The sequence below is a fragment of the Streptomyces sp. NBC_00872 genome (genome assembly GCF_045161915.1).
Taxonomy (GTDB): Bacteria; Actinomycetota; Actinomycetes; order Streptomycetales; family Streptomycetaceae; genus Streptomyces.
Genome location: NZ_CP108806.1, coordinates 3,111,435 through 3,133,831 on the forward strand (window position 1 = coordinate 3,111,435; position 22,397 = coordinate 3,133,831).

Annotated in this window: 18 protein-coding genes, 2 pseudogenes and 1 riboswitch; of the genes and pseudogenes, 9 read left to right on the top strand and 11 right to left on the bottom strand. The window is 70.1% G+C overall.

Annotation, left to right across the window (positions count from 1 at the left end; all coding sequences use genetic code 11):
* Window positions 1-14: 14 nt before the first annotated feature.
* Window positions 15-1,313 carry a sugar ABC transporter substrate-binding protein gene (locus tag OG214_RS13175; RefSeq protein WP_405984847.1) on the bottom strand — a complete coding sequence of 433 codons (1,299 nt, stop codon included), beginning with the start codon at window positions 1,311-1,313 and terminating at the stop codon, window positions 15-17.
* 289 nt (window positions 1,314-1,602) lie between these two features.
* Here OG214_RS13175 and OG214_RS13180 point away from each other — a divergent pair, with 289 nt between their 5' ends.
* From OG214_RS13180 to OG214_RS13205, 6 genes and pseudogenes are all read left to right on the top strand, one after another.
* Window positions 1,603-2,373: a GntR family transcriptional regulator gene (locus OG214_RS13180; protein ID WP_363079691.1), complete on the top strand. Its 771-nt coding sequence runs from the start codon at window positions 1,603-1,605 to the stop codon at window positions 2,371-2,373.
* Between the two features lie 183 nt (window positions 2,374-2,556).
* A pseudogene (locus tag OG214_RS13185) lies at window positions 2,557-2,823 on the top strand (DUF3311 domain-containing protein); the annotation flags it as partial.
* 80 nt (window positions 2,824-2,903) lie between these two features.
* Window positions 2,904-4,535, top strand: coding sequence for a monocarboxylate uptake permease MctP (gene mctP / locus OG214_RS13190; protein ID WP_363079667.1), 1,632 nt, complete (start codon window positions 2,904-2,906; stop codon window positions 4,533-4,535).
* Window positions 4,536-4,717: 182 nt separating this feature from the next.
* A riboswitch (cobalamin riboswitch) is annotated at window positions 4,718-4,860 on the top strand.
* Window positions 4,861-5,003: 143 nt separating this feature from the next.
* Window positions 5,004-7,484, top strand: coding sequence for a ribonucleoside-diphosphate reductase subunit alpha (locus OG214_RS13195; protein ID WP_405984848.1), 2,481 nt, complete (start codon window positions 5,004-5,006; stop codon window positions 7,482-7,484).
* Complete coding sequence (locus OG214_RS13200) at window positions 7,484-8,560, top strand: ribonucleotide-diphosphate reductase subunit beta (protein WP_405984849.1); 1,077 nt, start codon at window positions 7,484-7,486, stop codon at window positions 8,558-8,560. The genes OG214_RS13195 and OG214_RS13200 overlap by 1 nt, the downstream gene beginning before the upstream one ends.
* A gap of 50 nt (window positions 8,561-8,610) precedes the next feature.
* A complete protein-coding gene (locus OG214_RS13205) occupies window positions 8,611-9,135 on the top strand; it encodes a GNAT family N-acetyltransferase (protein ID WP_405984850.1) in 525 nt (174 codons plus the stop codon).
* A gap of 84 nt (window positions 9,136-9,219) precedes the next feature.
* Here the strand turns inward: OG214_RS13205 and OG214_RS13210 are convergent, their stop codons facing one another.
* A complete protein-coding gene (locus tag OG214_RS13210) occupies window positions 9,220-10,434 on the bottom strand; it encodes an FAD-dependent monooxygenase (RefSeq protein WP_405984851.1) in 1,215 nt (404 codons plus the stop codon).
* Window positions 10,435-10,705: 271 nt separating this feature from the next.
* Window positions 10,706-11,443 (bottom strand): D-Ala-D-Ala carboxypeptidase family metallohydrolase, encoded by a 738-nt coding sequence (locus tag OG214_RS13215; RefSeq protein WP_405984852.1) that lies wholly within the window; start codon window positions 11,441-11,443, stop codon window positions 10,706-10,708.
* Between the two features lie 235 nt (window positions 11,444-11,678).
* Here OG214_RS13215 and OG214_RS13220 point away from each other — a divergent pair.
* A pseudogene (locus OG214_RS13220) lies at window positions 11,679-12,083 on the top strand (transglycosylase domain-containing protein); the annotation flags it as partial.
* A 47-nt stretch (window positions 12,084-12,130) separates the two neighbouring features.
* Here the strand turns inward: OG214_RS13220 and def are convergent.
* The 8 genes from def to OG214_RS13260 form a co-directional block, all read right to left on the bottom strand.
* The gene (gene def / locus OG214_RS13225; RefSeq protein WP_363079672.1) at window positions 12,131-12,787 is read right to left on the bottom strand and encodes a peptide deformylase; all 657 of its coding nucleotides are present in this window, start codon (window positions 12,785-12,787) and stop codon (window positions 12,131-12,133) included.
* A 237-nt stretch (window positions 12,788-13,024) separates the two neighbouring features.
* Window positions 13,025-14,029 carry a hypothetical protein gene (locus OG214_RS13230; RefSeq protein ID WP_363079693.1) on the bottom strand — a complete coding sequence of 335 codons (1,005 nt, stop codon included), beginning with the start codon at window positions 14,027-14,029 and terminating at the stop codon, window positions 13,025-13,027.
* 96 nt (window positions 14,030-14,125) lie between these two features.
* The gene (locus OG214_RS13235; protein WP_405987491.1) at window positions 14,126-15,391 is read right to left on the bottom strand and encodes an HD-GYP domain-containing protein; all 1,266 of its coding nucleotides are present in this window, start codon (window positions 15,389-15,391) and stop codon (window positions 14,126-14,128) included.
* Window positions 15,392-15,411: 20 nt separating this feature from the next.
* Window positions 15,412-16,917, bottom strand: a complete 1,506-nt coding sequence (locus OG214_RS13240; RefSeq protein ID WP_405984853.1) for an HD-GYP domain-containing protein — start codon at window positions 16,915-16,917, stop codon at window positions 15,412-15,414.
* A gap of 314 nt (window positions 16,918-17,231) precedes the next feature.
* Window positions 17,232-17,555 carry a mycothiol system anti-sigma-R factor gene (gene rsrA / locus OG214_RS13245; RefSeq protein WP_363079675.1) on the bottom strand — a complete coding sequence of 108 codons (324 nt, stop codon included), beginning with the start codon at window positions 17,553-17,555 and terminating at the stop codon, window positions 17,232-17,234.
* The gene (locus OG214_RS13250; protein ID WP_363079676.1) at window positions 17,552-18,211 is read right to left on the bottom strand and encodes a sigma-70 family RNA polymerase sigma factor; all 660 of its coding nucleotides are present in this window, start codon (window positions 18,209-18,211) and stop codon (window positions 17,552-17,554) included. Before OG214_RS13250 ends, rsrA begins: the two co-directional genes overlap by 4 nt.
* A 311-nt stretch (window positions 18,212-18,522) precedes the next feature.
* A complete protein-coding gene (locus tag OG214_RS13255) occupies window positions 18,523-19,221 on the bottom strand; it encodes an alpha/beta family hydrolase (RefSeq protein ID WP_405984854.1) in 699 nt (232 codons plus the stop codon).
* 129 nt (window positions 19,222-19,350) lie between these two features.
* Window positions 19,351-20,166 carry an SOS response-associated peptidase gene (locus OG214_RS13260; RefSeq protein ID WP_363079678.1) on the bottom strand — a complete coding sequence of 272 codons (816 nt, stop codon included), beginning with the start codon at window positions 20,164-20,166 and terminating at the stop codon, window positions 19,351-19,353.
* 49 nt (window positions 20,167-20,215) lie between these two features.
* Between OG214_RS13260 and OG214_RS13265 the strand changes: the two genes are divergently transcribed.
* Together OG214_RS13265 and aroA are read left to right on the top strand one after the other, a co-directional pair.
* Window positions 20,216-20,938 (top strand): M50 family metallopeptidase, encoded by a 723-nt coding sequence (locus OG214_RS13265; protein ID WP_363079679.1) that lies wholly within the window; start codon window positions 20,216-20,218, stop codon window positions 20,936-20,938.
* 96 nt (window positions 20,939-21,034) lie between these two features.
* Window positions 21,035-22,396 (top strand): 3-phosphoshikimate 1-carboxyvinyltransferase, encoded by a 1,362-nt coding sequence (aroA, locus tag OG214_RS13270; protein WP_405984855.1) that lies wholly within the window; start codon window positions 21,035-21,037, stop codon window positions 22,394-22,396.
* Window position 22,397: the final 1 nt, after the last annotated feature.

Genomic DNA, 22,397 nt, shown 5'->3' on the forward strand with positions numbered 1-22,397 from the left:
CAGGGAGTCCGGGATCAGGACTCTTCGTTGATCAGCTGGTCGATCTCCGCGTCGGCCGCCTTCGTGGCCTCCGCTACCGACTTGCCCTTGATGATGTCGAGCAGCATGACCTCGAGCGTTTCCTTCTTCTCGATGGCCGTCCAGCCCGGGGCGATCGGGGTGAACCACGCGTCGGGAACGGCGTTGGCGATCGGCGCGGTCTCCGGCTTCGCCTTCAGCGGCTCAAGCTGCTTGGTGTTGTTCGGCAGGATGTTCTTGGAGGCGAGGACCTCCTGCGACTTGGCGCTGGTGAAGGCCGCGATCCACTCCTCACCGAGGTCCAGGACCTTGGACTTGGAGATGGTGGCGAGGTCGGAGCCGCCGATGAAGGACGGCAGGGTCTTGCCCTCGGGGCCGGGCATACCGGCCGTACCGATCTTGTCCTTCAGCTTCGGGTTGCCGTTCGCCGCCGAGTCGACGACGCTGCCGGCCTCCCAGCCGTTGCCGTAGAGGAGCGCGGTCTTCTCATTGGCCATGACGTTGGCGTGGTCCGCCTCGTCCTTGGTCTTGTCGCCGTGGTTGTACTTCTTCACCAGGTCGACGAAGTGCTGGATGCCCTGCTGGGCCTCGGGGGTGGAGAGGCTGGCCTTCCACTCCTTGGCGCCCTCGTCGTACTTGGCTATCTCCCCGCCGTACGCCGCGACGTACGACATGGCCGCGTACCAGTAGCGGCCCGGCAGGTAGAGCGGCGAGAACGCCTTGTCCTTGCCGTACTTGGTGCCGACCTGGTCGAGGGCCTTGGTCAGGTCCGCCTCGGTGGTGGGCAGCACGTCCGAGCCGGTGGCGGCCTTGAACATGTCCTTGTTGTAGATCGCGACCCGGGCGCCCGCGTAGTAGGGGACACAGAACTGCTTGCCCTCGAAGGTGCAGGTGTCCTTCAGACCCTTGATCCAGGTGTCCGAGTTCTCGTACTTGGCCGGATCGATCTCACCGAGCGCGCCGTTGAGGATGTACGTCATCGTCTCGGTGTTGCCCAGCTCGACGACATCGGGGTACTTGTCGCCGGCGAGCGCCGCGTCGAGCTTCTTGGCCTTGTCCGCCCACTGCTGGTACTGGACCTTGACCGTAACGTTCGGGTACTTCGCCTTGAACTGGTCGTTGACGTCCTTGACCAGCTCCGGCCAGGTGCTCTGCGCGTCCGACATGAGCCAGACGGTCAGCGTCTCCTTACGGTCCTTGGGATCCTTCGACGCCGTGCTGTCGTCCGAGCCACACGCGGCAATACCGACCATCATGCCCGCGACGCCGACCGTCGCGATGAGCTTGCGCTTCACGCCACCCTCCTCAGGGATGCCTGCAACCCCTGCCCACCGCGAAGACCGCGAAGACTTACGACGAGTACTGCTGGGGCTGGGACCTGGTCTTTAATGGTTTAGACCAGTACGGGGAGCTTGGCCTAGACCTTTAGGGGTGTCAAGGGTGTATAAGAAGGGCAGTCGTGTCCGTTATCGGACCGACACCTGAGGGAGGGCGACGACCCGTGGCCGGACCGTGCCACCATGTGAGCCGCGACAGACGGAGGAGCCGGTGACGGCAGCAGCGCAGGAGTCGGGAAGGCAGGCCATGGCCGCGGACGGGGGCGGAAACGTCACGGAGACCGACAACGGAATCCCCACCCGTACGGCACGCGTGCCTAAGTATTACCGCCTGAAGCGGCACTTGCTGGATATGACGGAAACTCTGCCGCCAGGCACCCCGGTGCCTCCGGAGCGCACGCTCGCCGCCGAGTTCGACACCTCGCGCACCACCGTGCGCCAGGCGCTCCAGGAACTGGTCGTCGAGGGCCGGCTCGAACGGATCCAGGGCAAGGGGACGTTCGTCGCCAAGCCCAAGGTCTCCCAGGCCCTCCAGCTCACCTCGTACACCGAGGACATGCGGGCCCAGGGCCTGGAACCGACGTCCCAGCTCCTGGACATCGGCTATGTCACCGCCGACGACACCCTGGCGGGACTGCTCGACATCACCGCGGGCGGACGCGTCCTGCGGATCGAGCGGCTGCGGCTGGCCAGCGGTGAGCCGATGGCCATCGAGACCACGCATCTGTCGGCCAAGCGCTTCCCCGCCCTGCGCCGCTCGCTCGTCAAGTACACCTCGCTCTACACGGCGTTGGCCGAGGTGTACGACGTCCATCTCGCCGAGGCCGAGGAGACGATCGAGACCTCGCTGGCCACTCCGCGCGAGGCCGGACTGCTCGGCACGGATGTCGGCCTGCCGATGCTGATGCTCTCGCGGCACTCGCTGGACGCCGCGGGTGAGCCGGTGGAGTGGGTGCGCTCGGTCTACCGCGGCGACCGCTACAAGTTCGTGGCGCGGCTGAAGCGCCCGGCCCGCTGACCCCGGACCGCGGCGGACGGCGGGCGGAAGGATCGGACGTACGGTCAGGAACCGGGCCCACGGGCCCGGTTCCTCCGCGTTCACCTCCCAGTCCTTCACATCCGGACCTACCCGCCGCTGATGCCATTGCCGTAGATTTCCTGCGCGCTCATCAATGGCGATCAGTGAGGGGACGGATCCGCTGTGTCAGAAGTCCAGGAAGAAAAGCCACCCACGACACGACCTCCGACGGTCACTCCCGTACGCGTGGTGATCGCGCTCTGTCTCTTCGCGCCCTTCGTGGCCCTGCTCTGGGTGAGCTCCTACGCCAAGACCGATCCCGCCTTCATCGGTATCCCGTTCTTCTACTGGTACCAGATGGCCTGGGTACTGCTCTCGACGGTGCTGACCATGATCGCCTATCTGCTCTGGCAGCGTGACCAGCGCGCCCGAGGCACCGGCAGTGCACGTGGCGCCGGTGGTTCCGGCGGCGCCGGTGGCTCCCGTGGCTCCCGTAGCTCCCGTAGCTCCCGCGAGGGAGGTGCGTCGCGATGACCGACGGCGTGAACGGTGTCGCGCTCACCGTCTTCATCTTCTTCTTCCTGGCCGTCACGGTCATGGGCTTCCTCGCCACCCGCTGGCGCAAGGCCGAGAACGAGCACAGTCTCGACGAATGGGGCCTGGGCGGCCGGTCGTTCGGCACCTGGGTCACCTGGTTCCTGCTCGGCGGCGACCTCTACACGGCGTACACCTTCGTGGCCGTTCCGGCGGCGATCTACGCGGCGGGCGCGTCCGGCTTCTTCGCCGTGCCGTACACCATCCTCATCTACCCGCTGATCTTCACCTTCCTGCCCCGGCTGTGGTCGGTGTCGCACAAGCACGGGTATGTGACCACCTCGGACTTCGTACGGGGACGCTTCGGCTCGAAGGGGCTCTCGCTGGCGGTCGCCGTCACCGGCATCCTCGCCACCATGCCGTACATCGCGCTCCAGCTCGTCGGTATCCAGGCGGTGCTGGATGTGATGGGCGTCGGCGGAGGCGAGGACACCAACTGGTTCATCAAGGACCTCCCGCTGCTGCTCGCCTTCGGTGTGCTCGCCGCGTACACCTACTCGTCCGGGCTGCGCGCGCCCGCGCTGATCGCCTTCGTCAAGGACACCCTGATCTATCTGGTGATCGCCGTGGCGATCATCTACATCCCGATCAAACTGGGCGGGTTCGACGACATCTTCGCCAAGGCGGGCGAGGCCTTCGCGGAGCCCAACCCCGTGACCGGCCAGCCACGCGGCGCGCTCGTGCCGGGCGAGGCCGGGCAGTGGGGCTATGCCACGCTGGCGCTCGGTTCCGCGCTCGCGCTCTTCATGTATCCGCACTCCATCACGGCGACACTGTCCAGCCGGAGCCGCGATGTGATCCGCCGCAACACCACGATCCTGCCGCTGTATTCACTGATGCTGGGTCTGCTGGCGCTGCTCGGTTTCATGGCGATCGCGGCCGGGATCGAGGTCGAGAACGGACAGCTCGCGATCCCGCAGCTCTTCGAGACCATGTTCCCCGACTGGTTCGCGGGGGTGGCCTTCGCGGCCATCGGTATCGGCGCGCTGGTGCCGGCCGCGATCATGTCGATCGCGGCGGCCAATCTCTTCACCCGCAACATCTACCGGGACTTCATCAAGCCGGACGCGACACCGGCGCAGGAGACGAAGGTCTCGAAGATCGTCTCACTGCTGGTGAAGGTGGGGGCGCTGGCCTTCGTCCTCACCATGGACAAGACGGTGGCGATCAACTTCCAGCTCCTGGGCGGGATCTGGATCCTCCAGACGCTCCCGGCCCTGGTCGGCGGGCTGTTCACCCGCTGGTTCCACCGCTGGGCGCTGCTCGTCGGCTGGGGCGTCGGCATGGTGTACGGCACGGCGGCGGCGTACGGCGTCGCGAGCCCCACCCAGAAGCACTTCGGCGGCTCCTCCGCGGAGATCCCGGGGCTCGGGGAGATCGGCTACATCGGTCTCACCGCGTTCGTGCTGAATGTGGTGGTGACGGTGGTGCTCACCTTCGTCATGCGGGCGCTCAAGGCCCCCGAGGGCGTCGACGAGACCGCCCCGTCCGACTACACGGCGGACGCGGGCGACCCGGGCGTCCAGGTGGAACTCCCGGCGGCGACCTCGGGCGACCCGGTGCGCTGACCCCGGAGCCACCCGGTGCGCTGACCGCCGGTACGCCCGCCCGTACGGCCATGGAAGGGCCGTCGCGACTCCCGGAAGGAAGCCGCGGCGGCCCTTCCGTATGCGGCGCGCGCCCGGAACGGACGAGGCCGACAACAAGCACCGAACCGACGCACGACACTACATCTGGGGGGTGACGCAGCGACCACCCACCAGATGTATGCTCGACCTCGCTGTCGACGCAGGGGAATCCGGTGGGAATCCGGAACTGTCCCGCAACGGTGTGCTGTGGCGTGTTTTGTCATGTCCGCGAGTCCGAATACCTGCCGACGGTGCGTCCGGTTCGACCGATCCGGGCGCCGAGACGTCCGGGCCTCGCGGTTGGGCCGGTGGACGCCGTACACCGTGCTGCCCGGGGAGGGCCCGTACGGCTGTGCGCGCCCCCGTATCCCCCGCGCCGGCCCGGAGCCGAGCGAGGGAGAGCACCACGTGACCATCGCGCCAGCCGATCCGGCTTCAGCCCCGGTTTCAGCCCCGGTTTCAGCCCGCCCCGGAATCACCGGGACCACCGGAGCTGCCGGGACCACCGGAGCTGCCGGGCCCGCCGACGGCCCCGGGGCCGTTCTGCTGCGGACCCTGACGGAGCTGACCGCCGATCTGCCCGACACCGATCCGGTCCGGGTCGCCGCCGCCGCGCTCCGGGGCCGTAACGCCGCGTCGGACGAGGCCGAGCTGCGCGGGCTCGCCACCGAGGCGGCGGCCGGGCTGATCTCCGAGGACCCCGCGTACTCCCGGCTCGCCGCCCGGCTGCTCACCCGCGCCATCGCCGACGAGGCCGCCGGCCAGGGCGCCGTGTCGTTCTCCGCGTCGGTCGCGACCGGTCACCGCGAGGGCCTGATCGCCGACCGTACGGCCGCCTTCGTCACGAGCCACGCCGACCGCCTCGACCAGCTGATCGACCCCGCCGCCGACGACCGCTTCGGCTACTTCGGGCTCCGCACGCTCCACAGCCGCTATCTGCTCCGCCATCCGCTGACCCGTCAGGTGATCGAGACCCCGCAGCACTTCCTGCTGCGCGTGGCGTCCGGCCTCGCGGAGGACGAGAGCGTGCGCGCGCTGGAGGAGGTCGCCGCGCTGTACCGGCTGATGAGCCGGCTGGACTATCTGCCGTCCTCGCCGACGCTCTTCAACTCCGGCACCCGCCACCCCCAGATGTCCTCCTGCTATCTGCTGGACTCCCCGCGCGACGAGCTGGACTCCATCTACGACCGCTACCACCAGGTGGCCAGGCTCTCCAAGCACGCGGGCGGCATCGGCCTCTCGTACTCCCGTATCCGCTCGCGCGGTTCGCTGATCCGGGGCACCAACGGGCACTCCAACGGCATCGTCCCGTTCCTGCGCACCCTCGACTCCTCGGTCGCTGCCGTCAACCAGGGCGGCCGGCGCAAGGGCGCGGCCTGTGTCTATCTGGAGACCTGGCACGCCGATCTGGAGGAGTTCCTGGAGCTGCGGGACAACACCGGTGAGGACGCGCGGCGCACCCACAATCTGAATCTCGCGCACTGGATCCCCGACGAGTTCATGCGCCGCGTCGAGACGGACGGCCAGTGGTCGCTCTTCTCCCCCGTCGACGTACCGGAACTGGTCGATCTGTGGGGCGACGAGTTCGACGCGGCGTACCGGGCCGCCGAGGCGGCGGGTCTGGCCCGCAAGTCCCTGCCCGCACGCGAGCTGTACGGCAGGATGATGCGTACCCTCGCCCAGACCGGCAACGGCTGGATGACCTTCAAGGACGCCTCGAACCGTACGGCCAACCAGACCGCCGAGCCCGGCAGCGTCGTCCACTCCTCCAATCTCTGCACGGAGATCCTGGAGGTGACCGACGACGGCGAGACGGCCGTCTGCAACCTCGGCTCGGTCAACCTCGGCGCCTTCGTCCTGGAGTCGGGCGAGATCGACTGGGAGCGGCTCGACGAGACCGTCCGTACGGCCGTGACCTTCCTCGACCGGGTGGTGGACATCAACTACTACCCGACCGAGCAGGCCGCCGGCTCGAACGCGAAATGGCGTCCGGTGGGCCTGGGCGCGATGGGTCTCCAGGACGTCTTCTTCAAGAAGCGGCTGCCCTTCGACTCCGCCGAGGCCGCCGCGCTCTCCACCAGGATCGCCGAGCGGATCATGCTCGCCGCGTACGAGGCGTCCTGCGACCTCGCCGAGCGCCACGGGCCGCTGCCCGCCTGGTCCCGTACGCGCACGGCCCGTGGCGTACTGCACCCCGACCACTACGACGTGGAGCGGGCCTGGCCCGAGCGCTGGGCGGCACTGCGCGCCCGCGTCGCGGCGACGGGCATGCGGAACTCCCTGCTCCTGGCGATCGCCCCGACGGCGACCATCGCCTCGATCGCCGGTGTGTACGAGTGCATCGAGCCGCAGGTCTCCAATCTCTTCAAGCGCGAGACGCTCTCCGGTGAGTTCCTCCAGGTCAACTCGTATCTGGTGGCGGACCTGAAGCGACTGGGCGTCTGGGACGCGCGCTCGCGCGAGGCGCTGCGCGAGTCCAACGGCTCGGTGGCGGACTTCACCTGGGTCCCGGCGGAGATCCGCGATCTGTACCGCACGGCGTGGGAGATCCCGCAGCGCGGACTGATCGACATGGCGGCGGCCCGTACGCCGTACCTGGACCAGAGCCAGTCGCTGAACCTGTTCCTGGAGACGCCGACCATCGGGAAGCTCAGCTCGATGTACGCGTACGCCTGGAAGAAGGGCCTCAAGACAACGTACTACCTGCGCTCGCGCCCGGCGACGAGGATCGCGAGAGCGGCTCGGGCGGCCGTACCCGCTCAGGCGACGGCCACGGCGGTAACGCCGGTGACGCCCGTGACGCCCGTGACGCCGCTGACGGTGGCCACGGCCGAGGAGGCCGTCGCCTGCTCCCTGGAGAACCCCGAGTCCTGTGAGGCGTGCCAGTAATGACCACCGAGACAACCGCTCAGACAGCCGAAACAGCCGAGACAGCTGAGGCAGCCGAGAAGACGACGCCGAAGACCAGGAACCTGCTGGACCCGGGCTTCGAACTGACCCTGCGGCCCATGCGGTATCCGGACTTCTACGAGCGCTACCGCGACGCGATCAAGAACACCTGGACGGTGGAGGAGGTCGACCTCCACTCCGACGTGGCCGACCTCGCCAAGCTCACCCCCGCCGAGCAGCACATGATCGGCCGGCTGGTCGCGTTCTTCGCGACGGGCGACTCGATCGTGGCGAACAATCTGGTGCTGACGCTCTACCGGCACATCAACTCCCCCGAGGCGCGGCTGTATCTCTCGCGCCAGCTCTTCGAGGAGGCCGTGCACGTCCAGTTCTATCTGACGCTGCTCGACACCTATCTCCCCGATCCCGAGGACCGCACGGCGGCCTTCGCGGCGGTGGAGAACATCCCGTCGATCCGTGAGAAGGCACAGTTCTGCTTCCGCTGGATGGACTCGGTCGAGACGATCGACCGGCTGGAGTCCCGGTCGGACCGCCGGCGCTTCCTGCTCAATCTGATCTGTTTCGCGGCCTGTATCGAGGGGCTGTTCTTCTACGGCGCGTTCGCCTACGTCTACTGGTTCCGCTCCCGGGGCCTGCTGCACGGCCTGGCCACCGGCACCAACTGGGTGTTCCGCGACGAGACGATGCATATGAACTTCGCCTTCGAGGTCGTGGACACGGTACGGAAGGAGGAGCCGGAGCTGTTCGACGACGACCTCCGGCAGCAGGTCACGGACATGCTGAAGGAGGCCGTCGAGGCGGAACTGCAATTCGGCCGCGACCTGTGCGGCGAGGGCCTGCCGGGCATGAACACCGAGTCGATGCGCGCATACCTGGAGTGCGTCGCCGACCAGCGCCTCCAACGCCTGGGCTTCGCCCCGGTCTACGGCTCGGAGAACCCGTTCTCCTTCATGGAACTCCAGGGTGTCCAGGAGCTGACGAACTTCTTCGAACGCCGCCCGTCGGCGTACCAGGTCGCGGTGGAGGGCACGGTCGGCTTCGACGACGACTTCTGACGGCTTCGAGACAACCGCCCGTTGTCGTACCCGTACCGCACAATCGGTTCATGGACTTCACGATCAGAGAGGCCGAGCCCGGGGAGTACACGCGGCTCGGGGAGATCACCGCGCGGGCGTATCTCGGGGACGGTCTGCTGGACTTCGGTGAGGACGACTCGTATCTGCCCACACTGCGCGATGTGGCCCGCCGGGCGGCCGAGGCGGTGGTACTGGCGGCCGTGGACCCGGACGGGACGGTGCTGGGCGGGGTCACCTTCGTCCCGTCCGGAGGACCGTGGGCGGACATCGCCCGGGACGGCGAGACCGAGTTCCGGATGCTGGCGGTCGACCGGGCGGCCCGGGGCAGAGGCGTGGGCGAGGCGCTCGTCCACGCCTGTGTGACCCGCGCTCAGGACACGGAGGGCTGTATACGGATCGTCCTGTCGACCCAGTCGGCCATGCGACAGGCTCACCGGATCTACGAGCGCCTGGGCTTCACCAGAACCCCCGAGCGCGACTGGGAACCGCACCCGGGGCTTCCCCTCCTGACCTACACCCTGGACCTCCGGCCTCCCACCCCCCAAACCAACTGACCCACAACACCCGGCCCCCGGCCCTGTGGGCGGTGAGCATCGGTGATCCGCCGTTCTGATGCGCAGGCGGCACGGTCCGCGGCGCTACCCCCGGGGTGCCTGTGAGCGGGTGTGGAGGGTGCGGGCGACCCTTGGGCCCAGCCAGCGCTTGAGTTTGCGCAGGGGCTCCAGCTGTTCGGCGGCTCTGTCGATGCGGTAGTAGAGCTGGGGCGGGACGTGGGGGAGCAGGGGGGAGTGGCGCTGGCCCAGGAGGGCGAACATATGAGCCGGGGCGAGATTGATGTAGCGGGGGAGGTTCTCGTACCACTGGGCGCTGTAGCGGGCCGCGCTCTGGACGGGGAGGAGGGCGGACTTGCGTTCGCGCTCGTAGCGGGCGAGGGCGGGGCGGAGGTCCGTGTGGCCGCGCAGCGCTTCGGCCAGGGCGATGGCGTCCTCCAGTGCGAGGGTGGTGCCCGCGCCGATGGAGTAGTGCGTGGTGTGCGCGGCGTCGCCGAGGAGGACGAGATTGCCCCGGTACCAGGTCCGGTTGGTGAGGGTACGGAAGTTGAGCCACTGCGCGGCGCGGTCGGTGTGTGACCGCCCGATCAACTGGTGACCGTCCAGGGGTCCGGCGAAGAGCCGCTCCAGCAGGGCCAGGCCCTCGGCCTCGCTCGCCCGGTGGAGTCCGAGTCCCTGCCAGGTGGCCGGGGAGCACTCCACGATGCAGGTGCTGTGCTCCGCGCTGAACCCGTAGCCGTAGCACCAGATCCAGCCGTGCTCGGTCTCCACGAAGGCGAAGGTGAAGGAGTCGAAGACCTTGGTGGTGCCGAGCCAGATGTACATGTTCCGGCCGGCCGAGGACTCCGTGCCGAAGTGGTCGGCGTGGCGCTCGCGCAGCCCGCTGCCCACACCGTCGCAGGCGACGACCAGATCGGCCTCGGGCGGCTCGGCCGCCCCCTCGATCGCGTGCTCGAACTCCACACGCACACCGAGCGATCCGGCCCGGTCGGCGAGAAGGTCGAGCAGCCCGCGGCGGCCGATGCCGAAGCCCTCGTCGCCGTGGTGCACCGTCGTACGGTCCCGGACGTGCGCGGTCCCGTCGCTCCAGCGGACCGAGTTCTCGCTGATGGCACGCGCGGACTCGGGGTCGTTGCGGCGGAGTTTCTCGATGAGGCCGCCCCAGTAGGTCACGCCCCAGCCGTATGTCGACCCGGCCGGGTTCCGCTCGTAGACGGTGATCTCATGGGACGGGTCCTGCCGCTTCATCAGGATCGAGAAGTACAGGCCGGCGGGCCCGCCACCGACGCAGGCGACCTTCACAGGCGCTCCCTTTAGTGACGCAAAGTGATCGATTCGCGACGAAGGGTAGCAGCAGGGGCGGACAGCTGAGCGCGTTCTGCGCCCGCCGGGCTGTCGGACCAGCGGCGCGCGGCGGAGCCGGCCCGTGCCTGACGTTCAGGACGACCCCGTAGGCGTACCGGTGTACGTTCCGGGGCCCCTCGCACGCCGCGTGGGGCCCCGTACCGCCGATCGCCGTCAAGCCCGCGCCGGTGCGCGGGCCGGTGCCCGGGTCGTCGTCCGGGTCGGTGTGTCAGATGCCGCAGCTCGGCGCCGACCAGAAGCGGCTGGGCCGGTGGTCGACATGGGCGTGGTCGTTGTGGTCCGGGTAGCCGGGGCCGAGGATCCCGTTGAAGCCGTGGTTGCGCGCCGTCTGCGCCAGGGTGCACAGGGAGTGCGGTCCCGAGCCGAGATCGGCGGCGTCACCGTAGAGATGGCGGCTGCTCGACGCCCCGCCGACCGAGCTGTTGCAGGCCTGCGAGCGGAAGCCGCTGGTGACACGGATGGGCTGGTCGCCGAGCGCGTGCCGGAGGGCCTCCAGCTTCCACATCGTGCGCAGGGCGTTCGACCTGGCGGTGGCCGCGTCCACCGCGCCGCCCGCCCAGGTGGTGTTGCAGTCGTTCAACTCGGCGTAGCTGAAGTGGATCGGGGTGCAGTCGTCGTCCTGGAGGGAGTAGATCTTGCTGAAGGTGGCCGGACCCGCGATCCCGTCGGCCGCCAGCCCGTACGCCGACTGGAAGCGCTGGACGGCCGCGGCGGTCGCCGGTCCGAAGGCGCCGTCGATGGCGAGTACACCGCCGCTGCCCGGGTAGCCGGCGACCCGGATCTGGAGCTGGGTGACATCGGCGCCGGAGGTTCCCTGGGAGAGGGTGCGCGACCAGGTGTAACAGCCGTCGGCGTGCGCCGTACCGGCCGTGACCAGCGTACCGGCCCAGGCAAAAGACATGGCCATGACAAGGCTGAGCAGAAGTCTCGCGGTGCGTCGGAGCATCGGTCCTCCTCGTGGGAATGATGGTGGGGCGGTGGTGTACGGAGAGACTGGCGCACGGGTCGACGCGCGTCAACCAGGCTTCCACAGGCTCCCGTTGAGGCCGCGCGATGTGGAGATTCCGCGAACGAAACAACCACGAAGGCTTCATCGGGATCTCCTTCGTCGAGTCCGCCACCGCGTCCACGGGTGCACCGCGTCCAGGGGCGGCTCATGACCGAGGAGGTCCGTGCGCCGTTCGACGATCACCCAGCAGTATGTGAAGAACACCTATCTGGGCCAGGACCGGACCGTCAGCCGCAAGGTCGAGGAAATCCTTCTCGCCCTGAAGGTCGGCAACAGCGAGAGCAAGCCCGAGATCCTCCAGGGTTATCTCAACACAAGCTGGTTCGGCCGGGATTCGTACGGTGTCCAGGCCGCCGCGTACGCCTACTACGGCGTCCCCGCCAAGGATCTCGATCCCAGTCAGGGTGCCCTGTCGGCCACCCTTCTCAGGGGACCGGACAGTTACGATCCCGCCCTCGGCCCGGCCCACCGCGAACGGACCGAGAAGCGCTGGAAGTGGATCCTGGACCGCGAGGTCGAGACCGGCGCCATGAGCGCCTCGGAACGCGCGACGTACACCGTCTTCCCCGAGCCGAAGTAACCCGCCCCACCGACCGCCCCACCGACCAGCCGGCCGGCCGGCCCTCAGTCGTTCGGCACGGTCTCGTAGCGCGGGGTGTTCTCCGCCATCTGCCGCAGCGCGTCCTTGCGGTCGCGCTTCGAGAGCCGGTCGATGTACAGACGCCCGTAGAGATGGTCCGTCTCGTGCTGGAGGCAGCGGGCGAAGTACCCCGTGCCGCGCACCGTGATCGGCTTGCCCTGGGCGTCCTGGCCGCGCACCACCGCGTAGTCGGGGCGTGCGAGCGACGCGTACGCCGTCGGCACGGACAGGCAGCCCTCGTTGGAGTCGTCGAGATGCCGCTCCTCCGGGGGCAGCTCCTCCAGCACGGGATTGCAGACGGCGCCCACGTGCCGTACGCCGTCGTCGTCCGGGCAGTCGTAGACGAAGACCTTCAGGTCCACACCGATCTGGTTGGCGGCGAGGCCCACGCCCTCGGCCGTGCGCTGGCTCGCGAACATGTCGTCGATCAGCGCGGCGAGCGAGTCGTCGAACTCCGTGACGTCCCGGCACTCCCGGTGCAGCACGGGATTCCCGACGACGGTGATCGGACGGGACGTACCACGCTCGCGATGCGCCAGCTCACGCGCCTCGGCGTCCTCCGTGTCCACGACGAACCCGTCCTCCGGCTCCGCCGCGGAGGCCTCACTGTCGATCCGCTGGTCCGTCTCCTGCTGCGCCATGTCCGCAGTACGCCTTCCTCGGTACCCGATGCTGCCCGCACGATCCGCGCGCTGTGCGCGATGTGCCCGTACAGCCTAAGGGCACCTTTCCCCGGACATCAGCGCTCTGTGGACATCCGGCGTCCATGAACATCCAAGCCTGTGGCCATTCGTCGCGCACCCCCTGTGGACAACCGCCGCCCGCCCATGGATCGCCCGTACGGTCGCCGTGCCCCGCCCGGGGCTCAGGACCGGCTCTCAGCAGACCTCTTCGAGGTCGCGCCACTCGCGGGTGTCCGGGCTGTCGGCGACCCAGCCGTCGAGCAGACCGCGCACCAGTCCCGGCGGCGCGGCGATCCCGCACTCGCGCTCCGGCGCCCACAACTCCCCCGCCGTACGGTGGCCCAGCGGTCCCGGGTGACCCGGCTCGCTGTGATCGTGCGGGTCGAGATGCTCGCCGTCGCCCTCGGCGCTCGGCATCCGGCTCTCCGAACAGGCGCGGCACAGCAGCCGTACCGAGGACGACCAGTCCTCGGCGGCGAACCCGGCGTCGGCGGCCAGCCGCTCCAGGGCGTCCCTGTCGTCCTCCGTCGCCGCCTCCAGCAGCACCACCCAGGTGGGCACGGGCGAGGGCGCCCACAGCTCGATCTCGTCGAAGACGGGGTAGGCGCGGGTGGCGCCGTCCGGGCCCGCGGAGGTCGTGCGCTCGCCGTTCGGTACGCCGTCGTGCAGGACGACCTCGCCCCAGCGGCGGCCCGACGAGGGCAGCGGGATCGACAGCACCTCGATCCTGGCCGGGTCGAGCCGGCGGCCCCAGACGACCTCGGCCTCGCCCTCGGGCGAGAGCCGGACGGCCGCGCTGCCCAGCTCCATGCCCTCCGGCTCGCCGTTGGCCTCGACGCTGTGCGGATTGCCGGGCACCTTCAGCCCGTACGCCTGCCAGGCCCGGCGGGCCAGCGGCCAGTCCTGGAGCGCGGTGGCGGCGATCCCGACGTTCCACCAGTCGGGGGCGCCGGTCTCCTTGTCCAGCAGGGCGACGGCGCGCAGTCCGGCGGCGCGCGCCTGCTCCCAGTCGTGCCGGAACTTGTGGAGCAGCGCCAGATTGAACCAGGACTCCGAGAGCCAGGGCTCCAGGTCCGCCGCGCGCGTGAGCAGCGCGCCCGCGTCCTCGTACCGGCCGTCACCGATCAGCGTGAACGCGCGGTCGGTGGCCTGCCGCCACGAGGCGGAGGGCCGATGCCGTACCTTCCCGAAGATCCTCACGATTCCCGCCTGCCGGTCGCTCGGGTCAGTGCCCCCGGACATCCTCTTCTTCGCATCCAACCATGCCCGGTCGGACGCCCGCTCATTACCCATGGGTTACCCCGCCCCACCTGGGGCCGGACCGCCCCGGGACAGCACACGCGCCAGGGATTCCACCACCTCGGGCTGGTAGTCGTACGCCGTCCCGAGCCGCAGCCGCTCCAGCGCGCTGAGCGGGCCACTCGCACTGGCACATTCCCCGGCCAGGTCGTCGTACGCATTGACGGCGCGGACAATCCGGGCGGGCAGCGGCTGTTCCCGGTACGGATCGGCCTGCCGCTCCACCACCACGGCGACGGCGGCGGGCACCCCGGTCTGGCGGACCACCGCGCCGCCGAGCAGGGCGATGCGCCGCTGCTCGGCCACCGGCAGCAGGGCGGTGGCGCCCTCGGGCACGGGGTCGACGAGGGAGAGCTGTCCGATGTCGTGCATGAGGGCCGCGTACTCCAGAACGGTCAGTTCGGATCCCGAGAGTCCCAGCTCGCGGCCGACGGCATGGCTCAGCTCGGCGACCCTGCGGGCATGTCCGTGGGGGGTGTATCCGGCGATCTCGGTGGCCCGCGCGAGGGAGGCGATCGTCTGCCGGTAGGTCGTCCGTACGGCGGCGTACCGCCGGAAGGAGAGCTGGGTGAGCAGCAGCGGCACACAGAAGACCGGCAGCGCCCAGAGCCCCGCGACGGCCACACCGAGCGCGATGACCGCCCCGGTGGCGCACACGGCCGAGCCGATGTGGAGCAGCGCCCGCAACTCGTCGCGGAGCAGGGGGCCGAAGGGATGGCGGGTACGGGCGCGCACCATCAGCGCGGCCAGTACGGCGTCGCAGAGCGCGGTGAGACCGAGCAGCAGAAGCAGCAGCAGCGCGTAGGCGGGGCCGGGCCCGAACCGCTCCCGCAGCTCACCCGCCGCGTAGAGGGGCTGGAAACAGACCGCGGCGAAGCCGACGGTCAGGACGCGTCTGGCCAGATGGCCGAGTCCGGGGCCGCACCCCCTGGCGACATGCGGTACGGCGCCGGCGAGGCCGGCCGCGACGACCACGCCGACGGTCTGGAGCACCCCGTGGGTCACCGGCCGTCCGGCGTGCTCGCCGAGCAGGGCGTACGCGAGGGCCCCGGCGGCGCCGAGCGGGGCGGGCTCGCGTTCGCCGGGCAGCGCGCCCCAGCGGGCCAGTTCCCCGACGGCGATGAGTACACCGAAGGCGAGGGCGATACGGGGTTCGGCCAGGCCGTACCAGAGCGTGCGGCCGAGCGCGACGACGGTGAGCAGTCCGGCGGCGCCGTAGAGCACGGCGAGGGTGAAGGAGGCGGGGTGTCCGGCGCCGGGCATCGCGCGCGGAGCGGTCGTGGTCATCCGCGGCCCCGGTGGGGCGCGGGGGCGGAGGGCGTTCGGTCGGCGGAGGACGTTCGGTCGGCGGCGGGGGTACGGCTGGAAGGGACGTTTCCGCGTGATTCCGGGGCCGGGAGCGGATCGGGGGCCTGACCGGGCTGTCCGGGCGCGGACGCCGACGCGGGAGCGCCGGCCTTCGGGGGCGGCGGCAGGACGTCCTCCTCGTCCGCCGTGACCGCCGTCCGCCAGCCGTGCCGGTCCAGCGCCTTCGCCAGCGCCCGCACCATCTCCGGATCGAACTGTGTCCCGGCGCACCGCTCCAGCTCCGCGAGCGCCAGGGGCACCGGCCGCCCCCGCCGGTAGGACCGGGTCGAGGTCATCGCGTCGAAGGCGTCCGCCACGGCCACCACCCGGGCGAACTCGGGGATCTGCCGCCCGGCGAGACCGTACGGATAGCCGGTGCCGTCGAGCCGTTCGTGATGGTGGAGGATCGCCGTCCGGGCCTCTCCGAGGAAGCCGATGCCGCGCACCATCTCATGCCCGTACTCGGGATGCAGCTCGATCACCCGGCGCTCCTCCGGTGTCAGCGGACCGTCCTTGCGGAGCACCCGGGTGGGGACGCCGAGCTTGCCGACGTCGTGCAGGATCCCGGCGAAGCGGAGCATCTCGATCCGGTCCGGCTCCATGCCCAGCTCATGGGCGATCAGCACGGACGCGTGCCCGACCCGCTCGCTGTGCCCCCGCGTGTAGGTGTCCTTGATGTCGACCGCCTGGACGAGGGCCCTGATGGTGGCCTGGTGGGCGGCGCGCTCCCGGTGGTACTGGGCGAAGACCCAGCACGAGATGTACATCGGCAGCAGGACGAAGAGCGCGGAGACCGGCCCGTAGGGGCTGCGCCACAGGACCGCCATCATCAGCCCGGCGAGTCCGTGGGCGGCGTACGGGGCGAGCGAGCGCAGGAACAGCCCGCGCCATGCCGTACGCAGCGGGAGCCGCTCGGCGGTGGCGAGGATGCCGCCGTCCAGCACGGCCAGTACCAGACAGAAGGCGAGGGTCGCCGCCGCGGCGGGCAGCAGGACGTACGGGAAGTCGGGGCGGGTGAGACCGTATCCGCCGCCGCCGAGCGCGACGGGCCCGCCGAAGAGCATCTGGGCGCGGGCGGCGGCCCAGGTGGCGAGGGAGAGCTGCGCGGCCCGCCAGATCCGCCGGGCGCCCTTGGGACGCCGCTCGATCCGTCCGCACAGGGCGCCGGGCACCGCGACCAGCGCGGCGGCGGAGGGCGGCAGCAGAAAGGCGGCGGCGAGCAGGACCGGGAAGAAGGAACCGGCCACGACGGGTAAAGCACCGTTCGGAGAGCGCCCGCGGAAGCGGCAGCGCGCGGGCAGCTCGCAGACGACATAGAGCACCGCGAGCATCGCGACCGCCGACCAGGGGGTCTCGGAGCGCGGAGCCGGACGGACACACACGGCGGCGCAGAGCACGGTGCCAAGAATGTACGCGCGCGCCGCACCCGGTATGGCCCTCACGCGTTCTCGCCCCTCCTCGTCCCGGCCCGAACAGACGGTCAGGCTAGCGAGCGGGGAAGCGAGGGGCGGCTGGAGAGAGCCGATTAGCACCTTTGGGTGACAACAGCCGCTATCGGGGCGACATCACCACGTTCTTGTGTGCTATTCGCATACACCAGTTCGTTCCGTGCGCACAGACGAGTCCGTGCGCACAGAGAGGCGTGTCCAGCACATGTTTCCCGGTGTCCCGCGCGGTGCATGGCGGGACCAGCGGCGCGACCAGCGGCGGGATTACTCGGGCCGGCGCGGGCGGGGCTCGGCCGGCGCGGGCGGGACTACTCGGCGGCGGCGCCCGGCAGATCCGCGCCCGTACGCGTGGGCACGTCCTGGTCCGGCACGGCCTGACCCGACCTGATCAGATCGATCCGCCCCATGACCTTGGCCCGCAGATCGCTCGGTACGTCGTCCTGTCCGCAGCACCGTTTGACCAGCTTCTTCACGGCCTGCTCAAGGCCGTACTTCTCCAGGCACGGGGAGCACTCCTCGAAGTGCACCTCGAACTTGGTGCAGTCGCTGTCCGGCATCTCGTGGTCGAGGAACTCGTAGAGGTGGTCGAGAACCTCGGCGCAATCCGTCTCATGCGGCTCTCCGCAGCTCATGAGTCCGAACCTTTCCGATCGTCCGACGACTCCCCGACACCCGCCGGGACGAGCCCGCGGTCGCGGGCGTAATCCTCCAGCATGCCGCGCAGCTGACGGCGGCCACGGTGCAGTCGTGACATGACCGTACCAATGGGTGTTCCCATGATGTCCGCGATCTCCTTGTAGGCAAAGCCCTCGACATCGGCGAGATACACCGCGATGCGGAACTCCTCGGGAATCGCCTGGAGCGCGGCCTTCACATCGGAGTCCGGAAGGTGGTCGAGCGCCTGCGACTCGGCCGACCGCAGTCCGGTCGACATATGGGACTCGGCACGCGCGAGCTGCCAGTCCTCGATCTCCTCCGCGGCACTGCGCTGGGGCTCGCGCTGCTTCTTGCGGTACGAGTTGATGAAGGTGTTGGTGAGGATGCGGTACATCCACGCCTTGAGGTTGGTCCCCTCACGGAACTGGTGGAAGGAGGCGTACGCCTTGGCGTAGGTCTCCTGTACGAGGTCCTCGGCGTCGGCCGGATTGCGCGTCATGCGCAGCGCGGCCGAGTACATCTGGTCCAGGAAACCCAGGGCATCCCGCTCGAAACGGGCATTGCGCTCGGTACTGGTCTCACGGATGCCGCCGTCGTCGGTCCCTGCGTCGGTCCCTGTGACCGGACCCACCTCCTCCAACGCTGTGGTGGGGCCGAATGCGGACCCACTCGAATCGGAGAATAGTCGACCTTGCTGCGACGGGGCCTGTCGGTCCGCTCCGCCCGCCGTACGGACGGGAGCGGCCTTGGCCGCCGAAAGCACCGTCCACTCCAGGTCAGCGGCGTCTGAGCGACGCGGGCAGATGGTCGAACCCATACGACGGACTCCCTCTCCATGCTCCTGTGTCCTTACACACCCCACAACAGCGATCCCGCCCCCGGCATTCCCTTGTGCCGCACGGCCGCGACCGCCTTTCCCGCGGCCGTGCTCCACTGCTTCTTTTACTGCTTCTTTGCCGCATCCGCGCCGCCGCGGCCGTTCTGCGCGGAGAGCCGGCGCGCGACCCCCTCGGTGAGGATCCTCAGGGCCTCCTCCTGGGACAGAGGCGCCCTTTTCGGTACGGCGAAGCCGTGATCGCCGTACGGCACCTCCAGAAAGTCGTACGCGCCCCCGGGGAACTCGTCCGGCTTTCCGAAGGCGTCGTTCCCGCCCTGCACGACCAGCGTCGGCACGCCCGTCTCCAGCAGCTCGGCGGCCCGCGACTTCTCCGGTCTGCCCGGCGGGTGCAGCGGGAAGCTCAGCGCGAGTACAGAGCGCGCGCCCAGCTCACGCGCCGTACGGCAGACCACGCGCGCCCCGGCGCTGCGCCCGCCCGCGACAACGGGCAGTCCCGGCTTCTCCAGCGCGGGCCAGAGCGCCCGCCAGGCGGTGTCGAGGGTCTTGGGCGCGGGCGCCAGCCGACGGCCGGCGACCCGCCACGGCTGCTCCACCAGGGCGACGGTGACGCCCAGCGGGGGCAGCGCGGCGGCGAGGGCCTGGAGGTCGCGCGCCTCGATCCCGCCGCCGGCGCCATGGCCGACGGCGAGCACGAGCCGGGGCCGCTTCGCCGCGTACCAGGTGATACGGGCGTCCCCGGCCGGCGTCCCGACGCTCTCCCGCTCGGGCGCGTACGCGGTGGTGTCTCTCGGCTCGCTCGTCACAGGCTCATCCTGCCGTGCGAGCCGGGGCGGCGCCGCCGAGGACGGTCCCTCCCGGACTGCCCCCGGCCGCCCCCGGACCGCCGTCGAGGGCCGCCCCCGGACCGCCGTCGCACCGGCCTCGCCCCGGCGTCAGAAGAGCGTGCTCTCCTCCGGCGCGGCCAGTTCCTCCAGCAGCTCGGGCCCGTTGTTGCGGACATTGCTGACGGCCGTCGCGACGGCGTACGCCCGCATCAGCCCGGCAGGCGGCGGTTCGAGCAGCTCCCGCAGCTCGTCGGGGTCCGTACGGGCCGGGTCCAGCCAGGCGTCCCAGCGGTCCGGTGTCAGCATCAGCGGCATCCGGGGGTGGATCTCCGCCAGTGAGCCCGGCCCCGTGGCGGGAGCGACCGCCAGGGGCGTCTTCTCCGCCTCCGTCGTGATCACCGAACAGGTCGCCCACCAGGCCTGCGGATGGTCGTCCGCCAGGGTGCGGTCGCGCCAGAACTCGTAGAGCCCGGCCAGGGCCATCACCGAGCCGTCGGCGGGGGTCACGAAGTACGGCTGCTTGCGCGGGCGCTTCTTCTTGCCCTGCTCCTCAAGCTGACGCTCGTCGGAGCCGGTGACCCACTCGTAGTAGCCGTCGGCCGGCAGGATGCAGCGCCGCGCGAGAAAGGGCCTGCGGAACGACGGCTTCTCGTGCACGGTCTCCGCGCGCGCGTTGATCATCCGCGCCCCGCCCTCGGGCGTCTTCGCCCAGGACGGTACGAGTCCCCACCTCAGTCTGCGCAGCTGACGAACCGGGCCGGGTTCGGGGGCGTCTTTCACCGGACGCTCCAGAACCGCGTAGACCTCCTTCGTCGGAGCCACGTTCCAGTCGGGAGCGAGGCTCTCCTCTGGTTCCCGCTTCTGCACGCCGAAGAGCCCCTGAAGATCTTCCGGGCTCCGGCTCGCCGCATACCGTCCACACATAAATGCAACACTGCCACGACGCAAACCCAGTTGAGGAGCCGCCCGAGAAATGGCCAGTTTCGACTCGACCTCGCTCACCGACCTGTGGGACCGCGTCTTCGGCACCCAGCCTGCGCCGGACGACTGGCTGGTGGCCCTGGCCGGTGCCCTCGCGCTCATAGCCGTCGTACCGCGCCCGGTCTGGCGGCTCTCCCGGAACGCGATCACCATCGCGCACGAGGGCGGTCACGGGCTCATAGCCCTGGTCACCGGACGCCGGCTCGACGGCATCCGGCTGCACTCGGACACCTCGGGTCTGACGGTCAGCCGCGGCAGGCCCACCGGCCTCGGCATGATCCTGACCGCCGCCGCGGGATACACCGCGCCGCCGCTGCTCGGTCTCGGCGGTGCCTGGCTGCTCTCCGCGCACCACATCACGCTGCTGCTCTGGCTGGCGACGGCTCTGCTGATCGCGATGCTGGTGATGATCCGCAACGCGTACGGAGCGCTCACCGTGATCCTCACCGGTGCCGCGTTCCTGTTGATCTCCTGGCTGACCGGGCCCGCCGTCCAGTCGGCGTTCGCGTACACGGCTGTCTGGTTTCTGCTCCTGGGGGGCGTACGCCCGGCGTTCGAGCTCCAGTCCAAGCGCCGGCACGGCGGAGCCGGGGATTCGGACGCCGACCAGCTAGGACGGCTTACGCATGTACCACCGGCGCTCTGGCTGTTCCTCTTCCACGCCGTCTCGCTCTGCTCACTCATCGGCGGCGGGCGCTGGCTACTGGGCCTGTAAGCGCCCTGTACACCTGCTATCACCTTCTCGTTACGCCCTGGTTTCGACACTTTTGTTCAGGATCGGCTTCGGTTACGAACCACTAAAGTGATGGCCATGACCGAAAGCTCCGTGCAGCCCGCCCTCTGGCCCGCCCCCTACGCACGCGGGGCCGTCGAAGCGACGGTCACCGTGCCCGGATCCAAGTCGGTCACCAACCGCGCCCTGGTCCTCGCCGCGCTGGCCGCCGAGCCGGGCTGGCTCCGCCGCCCGCTGCGCTCCCGCGACACCCTGCTGATGGCCGACGCCCTGCGCGCCATGGGTGTCGGTATCGAGGAGGGCCTCTCGTCCAGCTCCACCGCCGCGGGCGTCCCCGCGCCGGGCGGTGAGGCATGGCGGGTGATCCCGTCCGGGCTGCACGGCCCGGCGGCCGTCGACGTCGGCAACGCCGGCACGGTGATGCGCTTCCTGCCGCCCGTGGCGACGCTCGCCGACGGGCCCATCCGCTTCGACGGCGACCCCCGCTCCTACGAACGTCCGCTGCACAGTGTCATCCACGCCCTGCGCGCCCTCGGCGCCCGTATCGACGACGACAGCCGTGGCGCGCTCCCGCTGACCGTGCACGGCGGCGGCGCGCTGGACGGCGGGCCGGTGGAGATCGACGCCTCGGCGTCCTCCCAGTTCGTCTCCGCGCTGCTGCTCTCGGGCGCGCGCTTCAACCAGGGCGTGGAGGTACGGCATGTGGGCGCCGTCCTGCCGTCCATGCCGCACATCCGGATGACCGTCGACATGCTCCGCGCGGTCGGTGCCCAGGTCGCCGAGCCCGAGACCGGCGGTGAGCCCAATGTCTGGCGCGTCTCCCCCAGCGCGCTGCTCGGCCGTGATCTGACCGTGGAACCGGATCTCTCCAACGCCCAGCCGTTCCTGGCCGCCGCACTCGTCACCGGTGGCCGGGTCACCGTCCCGGACTGGCCGGAGCGGACCACTCAGCCGGGTGACGCGCTGCGGGCGATCTTCACCGAGATGGGCGGCTCCTGCGAGTACGTGATGACGTCGGAGGGCTCCAGCCTCACCTTCCGGGGCACGGGCACGATCCACGGCATCGACGTCGATCTGAGCGAGGTTGGCGAACTGACACCCGGTATCACCGCCGTCGCCGCGCTCGCCGACTCGCCCTCCACCCTGCGCGGGGTCGCGCATCTGCGGCTCCATGAGACGGACCGGCTGGCCGCGCTCACCAAGGAGATCAACGAGCTCGGGGGCGATGTCACCGAGACGGCGGACGGGCTGCACATCCGCCCGCGCCCGCTGCACGGCGGTGTGTTCCACACCTACGACGACCACCGGATGGCCACGGCGGGCTCGATCATCGGCCTCGCCGTCGAAGGAGTACAGATCGAGAACGTGGGCACGACCGCCAAGACCCTGCCCGACTTCCCGCGGATGTGGACCGACATGCTGGCGGGAGCGGGAGCCTGAC